Annotated in this window: 12 protein-coding genes; 6 read left to right on the top strand and 6 right to left on the bottom strand. The window is 72.2% G+C overall.

Annotated features, from left to right (window positions below):
• The first annotated feature begins 102 nt into the window (after positions 1 to 102).
• Positions 103 to 1,323 (top strand): arsenic transporter, encoded by a 1,221-nt coding sequence (locus AB5J53_RS45655; protein ID WP_369252881.1) that lies wholly within the window; start codon positions 103 to 105, stop codon positions 1,321 to 1,323.
• Between the two features lie 5 nt (positions 1,324 to 1,328).
• Positions 1,329 to 1,817 (top strand): universal stress protein, encoded by a 489-nt coding sequence (locus AB5J53_RS45650; RefSeq protein WP_369251460.1) that lies wholly within the window; start codon positions 1,329 to 1,331, stop codon positions 1,815 to 1,817.
• Here the strand turns inward: AB5J53_RS45650 and AB5J53_RS45645 are convergent.
• A complete protein-coding gene (locus AB5J53_RS45645) occupies positions 1,783 to 2,724 on the bottom strand; it encodes a helix-turn-helix domain-containing protein (RefSeq protein ID WP_369251459.1) in 942 nt (313 codons plus the stop codon). The genes AB5J53_RS45650 and AB5J53_RS45645 overlap by 35 nt on opposite strands.
• Positions 2,725 to 2,788: 64 nt before the next feature.
• On the opposite strand from AB5J53_RS45645, the gene AB5J53_RS45640 reads away from it, so the two are divergent.
• A complete protein-coding gene (locus tag AB5J53_RS45640; RefSeq protein WP_369251458.1) occupies positions 2,789 to 3,592 on the top strand; it encodes a phytanoyl-CoA dioxygenase family protein in 804 nt (267 codons plus the stop codon).
• A gap of 9 nt (positions 3,593 to 3,601) precedes the next feature.
• Here the strand turns inward: AB5J53_RS45640 and AB5J53_RS45635 are convergent, their stop codons facing one another.
• Genes AB5J53_RS45635 through AB5J53_RS45625 form a run of 3 tightly spaced genes read right to left on the bottom strand, consistent with a single transcriptional unit; the run spans position 3,602 to position 7,920 of the window.
• The gene (locus AB5J53_RS45635) at positions 3,602 to 6,385 is read right to left on the bottom strand and encodes an AAA family ATPase (protein ID WP_369251457.1); all 2,784 of its coding nucleotides are present in this window, start codon (positions 6,383 to 6,385) and stop codon (positions 3,602 to 3,604) included.
• Entirely contained in the window at positions 6,382 to 7,293 is a 912-nt protein-coding gene (locus AB5J53_RS45630) for an alpha/beta fold hydrolase (RefSeq protein WP_369251456.1), read from the bottom strand. The genes AB5J53_RS45635 and AB5J53_RS45630 overlap by 4 nt, the downstream gene beginning before the upstream one ends.
• A 21-nt stretch (positions 7,294 to 7,314) precedes the next feature.
• Entirely contained in the window at positions 7,315 to 7,920 is a 606-nt protein-coding gene (locus tag AB5J53_RS45625) for an NADPH-dependent F420 reductase (protein WP_369251455.1), read from the bottom strand.
• Between the two features lie 284 nt (positions 7,921 to 8,204).
• On the opposite strand from AB5J53_RS45625, the gene AB5J53_RS45620 reads away from it, so the two are divergent.
• Positions 8,205 to 9,152, top strand: a complete 948-nt coding sequence (locus tag AB5J53_RS45620) for an endo alpha-1,4 polygalactosaminidase (protein WP_369251454.1) — start codon at positions 8,205 to 8,207, stop codon at positions 9,150 to 9,152.
• Positions 9,153 to 9,163: 11 nt separating this feature from the next.
• Positions 9,164 to 9,364: a hypothetical protein gene (locus AB5J53_RS45615; protein ID WP_369251453.1), complete on the top strand. Its 201-nt coding sequence runs from the start codon at positions 9,164 to 9,166 to the stop codon at positions 9,362 to 9,364.
• Between the two features lie 178 nt (positions 9,365 to 9,542).
• On the opposite strand, the gene AB5J53_RS45610 is transcribed toward AB5J53_RS45615, so the two are convergent.
• Complete coding sequence (locus tag AB5J53_RS45610; RefSeq protein ID WP_369251452.1) at positions 9,543 to 10,646, bottom strand: sensor histidine kinase; 1,104 nt, start codon at positions 10,644 to 10,646, stop codon at positions 9,543 to 9,545.
• Positions 10,643 to 11,308, bottom strand: coding sequence for a response regulator (locus tag AB5J53_RS45605; protein WP_369251451.1), 666 nt, complete (start codon positions 11,306 to 11,308; stop codon positions 10,643 to 10,645). Before AB5J53_RS45605 ends, AB5J53_RS45610 begins: the two co-directional genes overlap by 4 nt.
• 174 nt (positions 11,309 to 11,482) lie before the next feature.
• Here AB5J53_RS45605 and AB5J53_RS45600 point away from each other — a divergent pair, with 174 nt between their 5' ends.
• A complete protein-coding gene (locus tag AB5J53_RS45600) occupies positions 11,483 to 12,718 on the top strand; it encodes a DUF418 domain-containing protein (protein ID WP_369251450.1) in 1,236 nt (411 codons plus the stop codon).
• Positions 12,719 to 12,735: the final 17 nt, after the last annotated feature.

The raw sequence follows: 12,735 nt of genomic DNA, 5'->3' as shown, positions 1-12,735 counted from the left end.
ACCCCGCTCGCCGAAACCGTTGCCGCCCCCCTCAGCACCCCGCTCGCAGAAACCGTCTCCGCCTCCCCCAACACCCCGCTCGCCGAAGCCCTCTCCGTCGTTCTGCTCGTCGCGGTGCTCCTCTGCGCGGTGATCCGCCCCTTCAACTGGCCCGAGGCGGTCGTGGCGGTTCCGGCCGCCGGTCTGCTCGTGGTCACCGGCGCGATCTCCTGGGACCACGTGCGCGCGGAGGCCGGCCATCTGGGGCCGGTGATCGGATTCCTGGCGGCGGTCCTCGTCCTGGCCCGGTTCTGCGACGACGAGGGACTTTTCCAGGCCTGTGGAGTGTGGATGGCCCGCTGGGCGGCGGGGCAGCCCGGCCGACTGCTGACCGCCGTCTTCGCGCTCGCCTCGGCGATCACGGCGGTGCTCAGCCTGGACGCGACCATCGTCCTGCTCACACCCGTCGTGTTCGCCACCGCGGCGCGGATGGGCGCCCGCCCCAAACCGCATGTGTACGCCTGCACCCACCTCTCGAACACGGCCTCGCTGCTCCTGCCGGTCTCCAATCTCACCAATCTGCTCGCGTTCACGACCAGCGGTCTGAGCTTCACCCGGTTCGCCGCGCTGATGGTCCTCCCGTGGCTGGTCGCGATCGGCGCCGAGTACCTGGTCTTCCGCCGCTTCTTCGCCCACGAACTGGGCGTGGCGGCGCCAACACCGGGTGCCGACGAGCCGCCGGACGTACCGCTGTTCGCTCTGATCACCGTGGGCTGCACGCTGGCGGGGTTCGTCGTCGCCTCGGCGCTCGGCATCGATCCGGCGTGGTCCGCGGCGGCTGGGGCGCTCGTGCTCGCCACCCGCGCTCTCGTCCGGCGCCGCACCACTGCGCTGACCGTGGTACGGGCCGCCGCGCCGTCGTTCCTCGCCTTCGTCCTCGCGCTGGGCATCGTCGTACGGGCGGTGGTCGACAACGGGCTCGCCGACGCCCTCGACCATCTGCTCCCCAACGGCAGCAGCCTGCCCGCGCTGCTCGGCATCGCGGCTCTCGCCGCCGTGCTCGCCAATCTGATCAACAACCTGCCCGCGGTCCTCGTCCTGCTGCCGCTGGCCGCGGTGTCCGGCCCCGGCGCGGTGCTGGCCGTGCTGCTGGGGGTCAACATCGGCCCCAATCTGACCTACGCGGGCTCCCTGGCCACCCTGCTGTGGCGGCGTATCGTGCACCAACACGAACACGGCGTCGACCTCAAGGAGTTCACCCGGCTCGGTCTGATCGCCGTGCCTGCCGCACTGGTCCCTGCCGTGCTGGCACTGTGGTTCTCGCTCCACGTCATCGGAGGCTGATGGGCATGCGGGTGATCGTCTGGCTGGTCGAGGGAACATGGCCCGCGTGCGTGGACGCCGTGGGCACGCACGCGCCGCACGCGACGGACGTGGTCCTGCTGCACGTCGCCGAACCCGGCGTGCCCGGCCTGGCGCACGGCGCCTTCGCAGGCCTGCTCGGTCGCGGACACTCCGAGCCCGACCCCGGTGACCGGCTGGAAACCCTCGGCACCACCTCGGCCGCGCAGCTCCTCGACGCGGCAGCCGAACGGCTGGGCCGCCCCAGCGCGCGCGTTGAGCGGGCCGGGCGTGTCGAGCGGGAGGTGGTCGCCGCCGCCGAGGGCGCCGACCTGCTCGTGCTGGCCCGCGACGGCGACCGCACCCGTCTCGGACCGCACAGTCTGGGACGGGCCGGACGGTTCGTCGTCGACCACGCGCCCTGCCCGGTGCTGCTGGTCTGGCCCGAAGCGGCGCCGGACGTCACGACCATCCCGCCCCCTCCCCCTCACCCCTAGCGGTTCCGCTCCGGTAGGCGCCCGGCGGTGTGCCGTAGCGCTGTCGGAAGACCCGGTTGAAGTGGAAGGCGCTGGTGAAGCCGGAGGCCGCAGCGACCCGCTCCACCGGGAGTTCGGTGGCTTCCAGCAGCCGGGCCGCGTGCAGCAGCCGGGCGTCGCGCACGGCGCGCATCGGGGAGCGGCCGAGCTGCTCGGTGAAGAGGTGGGCGAAACGTGACGGTGAGAGGGAGACGGCGCCGGCGAGCGACCGTACGGTGTGCGGCGCGCTCGGGTCGGCCGCGATCAGGGACTCGGCCCGCCGGATGCGCGCGTCGAGGTCGGGTCGGCGCCGCTCCGCCCGCGCGGTGGTGAGCAGGACGACCTCCTCCAGGGAGCAGAGGGTCAGCTCGCGGGCGGCGGTGCCGTGCGCGACGGCGACCTCGCCGTCGGTGGGCTCCGCGGGGCCCGGCGGCGGGCCGTCTCCCGTCCAGCGGGCGTCGGCGAGCATCCGGCGGAAGGCGGCATCGATCCGGTCCTCGCTCCGCCGGGTACGTCCCTGGCTCGGCGCGGGTCCGACGACGTACAGCCCGTGATCGAGAGCGTACGGCCGCAGCCATCCCGACCAGGCCGCCCTGGCCTGGCAGTGCACCCACCAGAACGCCCAGTGCCCGGCGCCGGGTTCGACGGCGTACCGGTGCGCCACTCCGGGCCCAAGGACCACGAGATCGCCGGCTCCGGCCACCACGTGCGACGCTCCTTGTGCGAGCCGCCCGCGTCCGCCCGTCGTCCAGGTGAACAGCCAGCTGTCCGCCCCGCGCGGCCGGTTGACGGCGTATCCCGGCCGTTGGTCGAAGCGTCCGATGGTCACCAGGCCGGGCGGCGGCGACGGAACAGCAGCCTTGGACAACTCGTCAGCACGCACAGGCATCCTCCCGAAAGGCGCACCGACCTAGCGTGAGGCACCTGGGACACCGGCGAGAAGGGGCGGTCGGATGACAGTCACGGACAGGGACGGCCTTCGGCAGTTCGAGGAGAGCGGATTCGCGGTGGTGCGCGGACTGTTCGCCCGCGCCGAGATCGACGCACTCTGCGCCGAGTTCACGACGCTGCACGCCGCCGGGCCGATCCCCGGACATTTCGAACCGCGCGCCGCAGAGACCGACGGGCCGGCCGATCCGCTGCACGCCCATCCCCGCGTCCTGCACCCGCACCGCATCAACGCAATGTCCCGGCGCTGCCTCCTCGATCCGAGGCTGCGGAACATCCTGGAGACCCTGCTGGGCGAGGAACCCCTCGCCGCGCAGAGCATGTTCTACTTCAAGCCACCCGGCGCCCGTGGTCAGGCACTGCACCAGGACAACTTCTATCTGCGCGTCGAGCCGGGTACCTGTGTGGCCGCCTGGATCGCCTGCGACGCGATCGACCGCGAGAACGGCGGTCTGGAGGTCGTGCCGGGCACGCACCGCATGGACCTGTTCTGCCCGGAGGAGGCGGACGCGGCCCTGTCCTTCGCACGCGAGTACGTTCCGCCGCCGCCCGGCCTCACCTCCGTACCGGTCGACATGGAACCGGGCGACGTCCTGTTCTTCAACGGCAGCCTCGTACACGGCTCCGGCCCCAACCGCAGCCCCGACCGCTTCCGCCGCTCCTTCATCGGCCATTACGTCGGCCGCTCCACCGAGCGCATCGGCGGCTTCTACCGGACGCTGACGATGAGCGGGGACCCCGTCGCCCTGCCCGAGAGCGAGGGCGCGGGGCCGTGCGGCACGGAGTTCGCGGCGAGTGGTCCCCACTGAGCGCACCGCTCACTCCGGCGCCTCCGGCAGCGCGTCCCGGAGTTGGGCGCGGGACGTGATGCCGAGCTTGGGGAAGATCCGGTACAGGTGGAAGCCGACCGTGCGCGGGGAGAGGAAGATGCGTTCGCCGATCTCGCGGTTGGTGAGGCCCCCGGCCGCGAGGCGGGCGATCTGGAGCTGCTGCGAGGTCAGTTCGGAGAGCGCGTCGAGGGACGTGGTCGGCGAGGCGCCGGGGGTCACGCCCGCGGCGCGGAGTTCCGCGCGGGCGCGTTCGCTCCACGGGCGCGCGCCGAGCCGATCGAAGACGTCGAGCGCCGCGCCGAGCAGCGGACGCGCCGCCACCGCACGGCGCCGACGGCGCAGCCACTCGGCGTAGTCGAGGCGGACCTGGGCCCGTTCGAAGGGCCACTGGTCGCCCGCCGGATCGGCGAGCGCCGCGACGAAGTGCCGTTCGGCGTCGTCAGGTTCGGCCAGCAGCGCGCGGGCCCGGTGCACGATCGCGTCGAGCCGTGCGGACACCTCGCCCGCCGCGAGGCGCCGGACTGCCGCGTCGAGGACGAGCCGCGCGTCTTCGGTCCGTCCGGTGCGTACGGCGGCCGCGGCGAGGTCGGCGAGGTAGTAGTCGGAGGCGTGGAAGTGCAGGGGCGCGGGCTCCGGTTCCTGCGTGTAGACGGCGCGGAAGCGGTCGTACGCCGCCGCGTGGTCGCCCTCGGCGAGCGCGGCGGCGCCCAGTGCGTAGTGCGTGCGCACGTGCAGGCTGCGGCAGTTGGGCAGGTCGATGCCGTGGGCGGCGCGCTGCACGGCCGCGCGGGCCGCTTCGGTGTCGCCGCGCAGGGCGAGCAGGGTGGCGCGCAGGACGGGCGAGCCGACCGCCACGTTCTCCAGGCCCGCTTCGGCGGCCGTGCGGTACGCCTCGTCGAGCGCGCTGCGGCACTCCGCCCAGGCTCCGCTCTCGTAGAGGGCCAGCGCGAGCGCCTGGGCGACGGTCGCGTTCGCCCCGGCGGTCGGGGAGCGCCGCAGATGCTCCAGGGCCGCGCCGAGCAGTCGTATCGCCTCGGCCGTCTCGTCGAGCACCCAGGCGGCGCCGCCCGAGACGACCATACGGGACAGTGGGAGGTCGCCTTCGTGCCCCGAACCGGGTTCCGGTGGGGGTTCGCTCCAGGTGGCCGCGAGCAGGTCGAGGGCCCGTGTGCGGTTCCGGACGGGATCGCAGCCCGCCAGGGCCCAGAGGCGGCCCGTCTCGTCCTCCTGGGGCGGCACGCGCTCCACGATCCGCAGGATCGTCTCGCGGTGCTCCGGCGCCCCCGAGTTGTACGCGGGAGTGGTGGCCGTGCTGACGGCGTCGAGGGCGAGGCCGGGGTTCGACTCGACCGCGGCCTCGGCGACCGGCAGCAGGAAGCCGAGCGAGCTCGCGAACTGGGTGGTGACGGCGAGCGCCCAGCCCGCTCGCAACGAGGCCTCGGCAAGAACCTCGGGGTCGTCGGTGAGGGTGGCGACCCGGGCGCTGATCTCGCCGACCCAGCGCGGATGACCGGCGTACATCGCCATGGTCGCGGCGCGCACCAGGCGCCGTGCGCGGACGGCGGGGTCGGGGCTGAGCCGGGCCGCGCGTTCGAGGGCGGTGGCCGCGGCCGCGTAGCCGCCGCGGCGCTGTGCCCGTGCCGCGCTGTCCTCCAGTTCACGGGCGGCTTCCTCGTCCACCCCTGACACGGCGGCCGCATGATGCCAGGCACGGCGGTCGGGGTCAGCGACGAGCACGTCGGCGAGAGCGCGATGGGCCGTGTGGCGTTCCGCGTAGGTCGCGGCCTGGTAGACGGCGGAGCGGATCAGCGGGTGTCGGAAGCGGATGTGGTCGTCGTCGATGCGGACGAGTCCGGCGCGCTCGGCGGGGAGCCAGTCGTCGGGGGTCGTGGAATCACCGGCCGCGGAGAGGATGACGGGCAGTTCGGCGCTCTCCGCGGCGGCGGCGAGGAGCAGCAATTGCCTTGTGCTCTTCGGGAGTTCGGGGAGGTCCGCCGCGAATATGGCCTCAAGGCGGTCGGTGAGGGGCAGTGCTCCGTCCTCGGCCGCGGCGGGGTCGCGTCCCACGGCCCGGGCGAGTTCGACGAGGGCCAGGGGGACGCCCGCAGCCTGTTCGAGGATGCGGGAGCGGGCTCGTCCGGCCGGTGGCTGGGGCTGCAGGTCGAGGAGCCGTCCGGCTGCCGCGGGGTCGAGCGGCTCCACGGTCAACCGGCGTACTTCTCGGGCGAATTGCTCCGGTACGACGGTGTCGCGGGCGGCCAGAAGCAGGGCCACCGGCTCGCCTTCGAGGCGTCGGGCGACGAAGGCGAGGGCGTCAAGTGTGCCGAGGTCCAGCCAGTGCGCGTCATCGACCACGAGCAGCAGGGGGTCTTGCCCGGCGGCGTCGGAGAGCAGGGTCAGGGCGCCGAGCGCGGTCAACAGCGGGTCGGGCGCCGTCTCCGTACCGTCGTCGAGTCCGAACACGCCGAGCAGCGCGGCCCGTTGGCGTAGGGGAAGCCCATCGGCCAGGTCCAGGACGGGCCGCAGCAGCTGATGCAGTCCGGCGAACGCCAGGCCGGACTCGCCCTCGCTGCCGCGGCAGCGCAGCACCCGCACCCCCGCCCGCCGGGCGATCCGGGCCGCGGCGTCCAGCAGGACGCTCTTGCCCGCGCCGGGGCCGCCCGCCATCACGAGGGAGTCCGTCTCCCCCGCCGCGAGCTCGTCCACCAGACGGGCCAGCAGGGCCAGTTCATGGTCTCGCCCGACGATCCACTCGTCACCGGCCGGCGTCATGCGGTGGCCCCGGGAATCGTCTGGGAGGTGAAGCCGAGGATCGCGTCGGCGACCGCCCGGGGGTTCTCCAGGAGCATCGCGTGGGTGCCGTCGATCTCGGCGACCGTCACCTCGGCGCGTTCGTCGGCGAGGCGAGCGAGGTCTCGGGCGAGTCCCTTGGCGTACGCCGCCATCAGCTCGTCGAGCCAGTCCATGCCGGGGACCGGCGGCAGGGGCCGCAGCGCGCGCCCGAGCAGCAGCGGTACGGGCACCTGGTGGAAGAGCGCGAAGAGGTCGAGCGAGTCGATCGCGTCCAGCATCTCGAGCGCGTGCTCGCGCTCCGGCCCCAACTCCAGCCGCCCGTCCGGTCTTTCGCGCATGGAACGCAGGACGCCGGCTTCCAACAGCTCGTAGGGGATGCCCAGTTGTTCGGACATCGCGCGCTGCTGAGCGAGCACTGCCTTCAGCCCCTCGGCGGGAAGAGGCTCGCCCGACACCGTCGCCGCCAGCTTCCGCACCTCGGTGAGCCGCTCCTCGACGTACGCCGGCTCCAGCCCCACGTACTGGTCGAGGCGGCCCCACGCGTATCCGTCGAGGTTCACCGCGCCGGGCGTGACCTCCGGGTGCTGCAGCGCGTGGAGCACGGCGATCATCCCGCCGAGGGAGTGTCCGACGGGCAGCGCGCCGGGGATTGCGTGCTCCTCCAATACCGCCTCGATGTCTGCGAGCACGTGGGGGAAGTCCCAGGTGCCGGACGGTGAGAGACCGTGTCCGCGGAGGTCCACGGCGAGTACCCGGTGGTGGGGTACGAGGAACGGGGCGACGGCAGCCCAGTCGGCAAGGGTGCGTCCCGCGCCGTGGAGAAGAAGCAGGGGCGGGCCGTCGCCCCCGTGGTCGTGGACGGCCAGTGCGATGCGGTCTCCGGTCATGTCCTGACAATAGAGCTCGGATCAGGGTTCCATGAGGAGATTGAGCGTGGGCAGGGGTCCACCGGGGAACTGCTGCAGCCGTCCGCCGGACGCCAGGGGGCCGAGGTCGACGGCTGCCCAGCCCACCCGCCCGGCCAGCCGCGCTATGCGCTCGTTGGCGCCGGCGTGGTTCCCTGAGAGGAAGATCACCCGCCGTCCGGCCGGGGTCCGGGGGTCGGCTCCGAGCACGTCCGGCGTCAGCGTGTTGAAGGCCTTCACCAGCCGGGCGCCCTGCACCAGGTCGGAGACGAGCTCGCTGGAGGTGCGGCCGCCGAGGGCGGCGGCCTCGAAGTCGGGTGGGCCGAGCGGGTTGGTGGTGTCGATGACGATCCGCTCCTGCCAGTCGGGCACGTCCGCCGCTGCCACCGCCTCGCGCAGCCGTCGCCATGGCACGGCGAGGACGACGATCTCCTCGTCGGCCGACTCGCCGACGGTGGCGGGCCTGAGCCCCGGCCCCATCGAGGAGGCGAGGCCCCGCAGGGACCGCGGGCCACGGCTGTTGCTGATGACGACCTGCTCGCCCGCGGCCACGAACCGCCCGGCGAGTGCCTGCCCGATGGCTCCGGCACCGATGATTCCGATGGGCATGGAGTGCCTGCTTTCCTCGATGTGCCCGTGTTCTGGATCCGCGCCTCGGCCAGCATCGGACCCCGGCCCGGAGTCGGGCATCTGTCGTGTGACCGGCCTCCGTTCTGAACGGCGAGCCCTTGACGTGCGCGTGCCCACACGCTTTGATCATGGCGTGCCGTGGGGCGACCCGGCACGCAGAGGTGCGCCCAGCCGGTAGCGGACTCGGTTCAAGTCCGGCCAAAGTCGCCAGGATCGCGGGAAGCGTCCGAGGCGGGGTCGTACTCGCGATTGATGGAGCGGACATGCCCGTCAAGCGTGGTTCCCGCGTCGGAGGTCTGGGGACAGCCGTTGTCCTGGCGAGCCTCCTGACGCTGGCCGGCTGCGGTTCGGGGAGGGACACCGGAGCCTCGCCGCACCGCCCGTCCGGGTCCTCCCGCGCTCCGGCCACGTCGTCGCCGTCCAAGGGCCCGGCCCCCTCGCCGGCGTCCTCCACGGCCCCGGCCACCTCTTCGAAACCGAAGCCCGGCTCGGCCCCGAGGGGTGTCGAACTCCCGCCGCTGCACGCCGGCTTCGACTACCAGATCGGCGGCGCCTATCCCCCGCCCTCCGGTGTCCGCATCGTCAGCCGCGACCGTGCCGCGTCCCCCGCGCCCGGCCTCTACAACATCTGCTACGTCAACGCCTTCCAGACACAGCCCGACGAGCGGAAGGAGTGGCCCGCCGACCTGCTGCTGCGGGACGCGCACGGCAAGGTCGTGGTCGACCGCGACTGGGGCGAGGCGCTGCTCGACATCAGCACGCCGGTCAAGCGCCGGCGGGTGGCCGCGCGGATCAACCGGTGGATCGACGGCTGCGCCGACAAGGGCTTCGACGCCGTCGAGCCGGACAACTACGACAGCTACACGCGCTCCCGGCACCTGCTGACCGCCGACGACGCCACCGCGTTCATCACCCTGCTCTCGACGCACGCGCACGCCCGGCACCTTGCCATCGGCCAGAAGAACACCGTGGAGCTGGCGGGGCTCAGGGCCCGGACCGAGCTCGACTTCGCGGTGGCGGAGGAGTGCGGCGAGTACGACGAGTGCGGCGAGTACGCGAAGGCTTTCCACGACCGGGTGGTCGTCATCGAGTACACCGACAGCGGTCTGCGCAAGGCCCGTTCGGGCTTCGGCGACCGGCTGAGCATCGTGCGCCGGGATGTGATGGTGTCGACGCCCGGCAGCGCCGGCTACGTCCGCAGGACCCGCTGACGGGAAGCGTGATGACTTCAGCGATCGCACGCCGCACTCTGCTTGTCGGCGCGGCCGCCGCACCACTCCTCGCCGCCTGCGCCGGTGACGCCTCCGACGGCGTGGGCGGCACCGGCAAGGTCACCATCGGGCTGTGGCACGGCCAGAACGACACCGACAAGAAAGCCGTGGAGGCGCTGGTGGCCCGAGTTCAACCGGACGCATCCGCGTAACGGCCGCGTGCGCGCCCACGGTGAGCTCCTCCAGCCGCAACAGCGGGCGGAGCTGGGCCGCTGACGGCGGAGCGCCTCCAGCTCTACCCCAGGGCTGCCGGATGGGGAGATTTCGCTGGACTGAATGGTTTCGACGTCTTGCTCGGCTGCTTCGGCCGAGGCGGTGGCCAGCAGTCCGTCACGACGTGCCTTCCGAGGGGAGCTCCAGGCGCAGTTCGTAGCCGCCGTCGGGCGTTGGGCCGGAGGTGACGGTGCCACCGAGGAGTGCGGCGCGCTGACGCAGGCCGACCAGCCCGTGGTGGGCGCTGGGCAGCGGGAGAGGGGGCCGGGTCGGTGCGGTATTGGTGACGGTGGCACGGACGGCGCCGTCCTCGTGGCTGATGCGTACCGTCGCGGTGGTGCCGGGGGCGTGCTTGCGTGTGTTGGTCAGTGCTTCTTGGACGGCACGGTAGATGGCGCGCTGGACCGTGGGCGGCAGGTCGTCAGGCATGTCCGCCTGGAGCTCGGCCTCGATGCCGCTGTTGGTGACCAGCCGCTCGAGGTCGGCCAGGGACGGCTGCGGTGTCAATTCCGTGGGGCGACCGCCGGAGGCGCGCAGGACGCTGACCATGTGCCGCAGTTCGTCCAGGGTCTGCACGCTCAGCCGCCGGATGGTGGCGGCGGCTTCTTTGACTTCGGCGTCCCGGGTGCCGACCTGGAGTGCTCCGGCCCGCACCGCAATCAGGCTGACCTGGTGGGAGACCACGTCATGCATCTCCCGGGCGAGCTGCGCGCGTTCTTTGGCCAGTACGGTCTGGGCGGTCAGCAGCCGCTCGTTGTCGCGCGCCTCGGAGATCTCGGCGATCCGGAGCGACAGATCACGTCGGGCCTGGACGAGTTGGCCCAGGAAGACAGGAGCGGCCGCCGTCGCGGCGGTGTAACCCAGAGTGATGAGGGTCGAGGAGGCCGTGAAGTCGAAGTTCGGCGACGGCCATGAAGTCATGTCGCTGATCGTGAACGCCGCAGCGCAGACGGCCAGCAGGGAGCGGTGGCGGGTGAGTGAGGCGAGTGTGTACAGCGCGGCCAGCGCGGCGAGGATCGCGTCGGAGAACAGGACGGCGGGCAGGGTGAGCAGGAAGGTCAGCAGCGGCAGGCGACGGCGCAGCACAAGAGCGAACGCGGCGGCCACGGCGCACGCCATGCGCAGCGGCTCGTCCGTGACGAAATGGACCCAGACGTCGATCAGAACGACCGCGACGACGACGGTGTCCAGCAGCGGGCCTTGCAGGCGGCGGGGGATCATCCCCGCTCCTGGTCCCGCGGCGGTTTGAGAAGGCCGGCCCGTTCGGCGAGCAGGGCGGCCTGGACGCGTCCGTCCACCTCCAGTTTGGTGAGGATGGCGCTCACATGGTCCTTGACCGTGCCGGTGCTCAGGTGCATCCGTGTGCCGATGTCGGTGTTGGACAGTCCCTCGGCGATGAGGACGAGTACGGCGCGCTCGCGGTCGGTGAGCTGGTCGAGGCTGCGGGCAGCGGGTTCCTGGGGGCCGGAGTTCAGGTAGCGGTCCACGACCGTCCGGGTGACCTTGGACGACAGTACGGTGCCGCCGTCGGCCAGGGCCCGCACCAGGAACGGGAGTCCCTCGGGGTCGGTGTCCTTGAGCAGGAAGCCCGCGGCGCCCGAGCGAAGCGCCGTGGCCACGTATTCGTCCATGTCGAACGTCGTGAGCATGGCCACCACCGGAGGATGGGGCAGCAGGCGGAGGCCCGCCAGGACGGTGAGGCCGTCGACGTCCGGCATCCGGATGTCCAGCAGCACGACATCAGGACGTGTCTTCTGCGCCGTCTCAAGCGCCTGGCCGCCGGGAACCGCCGCCACGACCTCGATGTCGTCCGCCGTGTCGAGGATGTGCTGAAAACCCGTACGAATCAGGGCCTCGTCGTCGACCACCAATACCCGGATCACGCGTGCTCCACTCGCTTCGGACCACTGTCCGATTCGTACCACGCCGAGGGACACCCTGCACTCTTCGGACATCCGATCCGGCCGGGTGGCGGGGGCTGTGCCAGCCAGTCGGCGGGGCGGTTCCGGACACCTGCCGGATAGTTTTGACCGGCAGCGTCTCCGACCCTGGATCACATGACACACGACGTGCCAGAGGCTGGGCCATCCCGGGCGGCATCCGCTGCCCGGGCCGGCCCCTTCCGCTCCCGTACGTCGTCAGCAGGACGGCTGATCGGCCTGGACCTGGCCCGCGGCCTGGCGGTTTTCGGCATGTACGCAGCCCACATCGGCCCCGACCCCTCGGTCGGCGGCCCGCTGGGCTGGGCGATGGAGGTGGCACGTGGCCGGTCCTCTGCCCTGTTCGCTCTGCTTGCCGGGTTCACCCTTGTCCTTCTCACCGGCCGCCCGCAGCCGCGGACCGGGCGCGCAGGGCGGCAGGCCATGGGCAGGGTACTGATCCGCTCCGCCGCCCTGATTGCCCTGGGATACGCCCTGACCTCCCTGGACACCCAGGTCGACGTGATCCTTGCCGCTTACGGAATGGTCTTCGTCCTCGCCCTTCCGCTGTACCGGCTGCGGGCTCTCACCCTGGCCGTCATCGCCGCGGCGACCGCGCTCGTACTGCCCCAGGTCTTGTATCTGCTTCAGACTGCGGTCCAGGGCGGAAGCTGGGCCGATGCCGTCATCGCCCACGATCCGCTGTCCCGGATCACCGGTTCGGACGGGATCGTCGAATTGTTCACCACCGGCGAGTACCCGGTACTGACCTGGCTGCCCTTCGTCATCGCCGGAATGGCGGTGGCCCGACTCGACCTCACCCGGCCCGGCATACACGCCAAGCTCGCCCTCGTCGGAGGCGCGCTGGCCACATTCGGCTACGGCGGGTCTTGGCTAGCCCTGCACCTGGTCCCGGGCGCGCAGGCCGCCGTGAGCGCAACGACGGACGGCGGGTCGGCCGCATCGGCCTGGTGGTCCGACGCCGTGGGCGACCCCACCACCAGTACCCCGGACTGGCTGCTGGTGGCCGCGCCGCACAGCCAGACGACATGGTCGATCCTGGGCAACACCGGCGTCGGCCTCGTGGTCCTCGCCGCCTGCCTCATCGCGACGGACCGGTCGGCGCGCCTGCGGTGGCTTGCCACGCCCGTCATCGCGGTCGGCTCGGTCTCCCTGACCGCCTACGCCGGCCACATCATCGCCATCAAGGCCCTGGGCATCGACGACCTGCCGACCTCCGCTGCCCTGACGGCCCTCGTCTGCTTCGCCGCAACTGCCATGCTGCTGGCCCTCGCCTGGACCCGGACCTTCCGGCGAGGACCACTGGAATACATGCTGCACGCCGTCACCACACCCGCCCGACTGATCAACTGACCGGCGGCGGACGACCA

The organism is Streptomyces sp. R41 (assembly GCF_041053055.1).
Classification (GTDB): domain Bacteria; phylum Actinomycetota; class Actinomycetes; order Streptomycetales; family Streptomycetaceae; genus Streptomyces.
This window is presented reverse-complemented; position numbering and strand designations above follow the sequence as displayed.

What these genes read in the sequence shown, in the direction of transcription:
- AB5J53_RS45630 (WP_369251456.1), bottom strand. Translation starts at nt 7,293, where the DNA reads ATGACCGGAGACCGCATCGCACTGGCCGTCCACGACCACGGGGGCGAC.
- AB5J53_RS45615 (WP_369251453.1), top strand. Translation starts at nt 9,164, where the DNA reads ATGACTTCAGCGATCGCACGCCGCACTCTGCTTGTCGGCGCGGCCGCC.
- AB5J53_RS45650 (WP_369251460.1), top strand. Translation starts at nt 1,329, where the DNA reads ATGCGGGTGATCGTCTGGCTGGTCGAGGGAACATGGCCCGCGTGCGTG.
- AB5J53_RS45645 (WP_369251459.1), bottom strand. Translation starts at nt 2,724, where the DNA reads ATGCCTGTGCGTGCTGACGAGTTGTCCAAGGCTGCTGTTCCGTCGCCG.
- AB5J53_RS45600 (WP_369251450.1), top strand. Translation starts at nt 11,483, where the DNA reads ATGACACACGACGTGCCAGAGGCTGGGCCATCCCGGGCGGCATCCGCT.
- AB5J53_RS45620 (WP_369251454.1), top strand. Translation starts at nt 8,205, where the DNA reads ATGCCCGTCAAGCGTGGTTCCCGCGTCGGAGGTCTGGGGACAGCCGTT.
- AB5J53_RS45625 (WP_369251455.1), bottom strand. Translation starts at nt 7,920, where the DNA reads ATGCCCATCGGAATCATCGGTGCCGGAGCCATCGGGCAGGCACTCGCC.
- AB5J53_RS45635 (WP_369251457.1), bottom strand. Translation starts at nt 6,385, where the DNA reads ATGACGCCGGCCGGTGACGAGTGGATCGTCGGGCGAGACCATGAACTG.
- AB5J53_RS45610 (WP_369251452.1), bottom strand. Translation starts at nt 10,646, where the DNA reads ATGATCCCCCGCCGCCTGCAAGGCCCGCTGCTGGACACCGTCGTCGTC.
- AB5J53_RS45640 (WP_369251458.1), top strand. Translation starts at nt 2,789, where the DNA reads ATGACAGTCACGGACAGGGACGGCCTTCGGCAGTTCGAGGAGAGCGGA.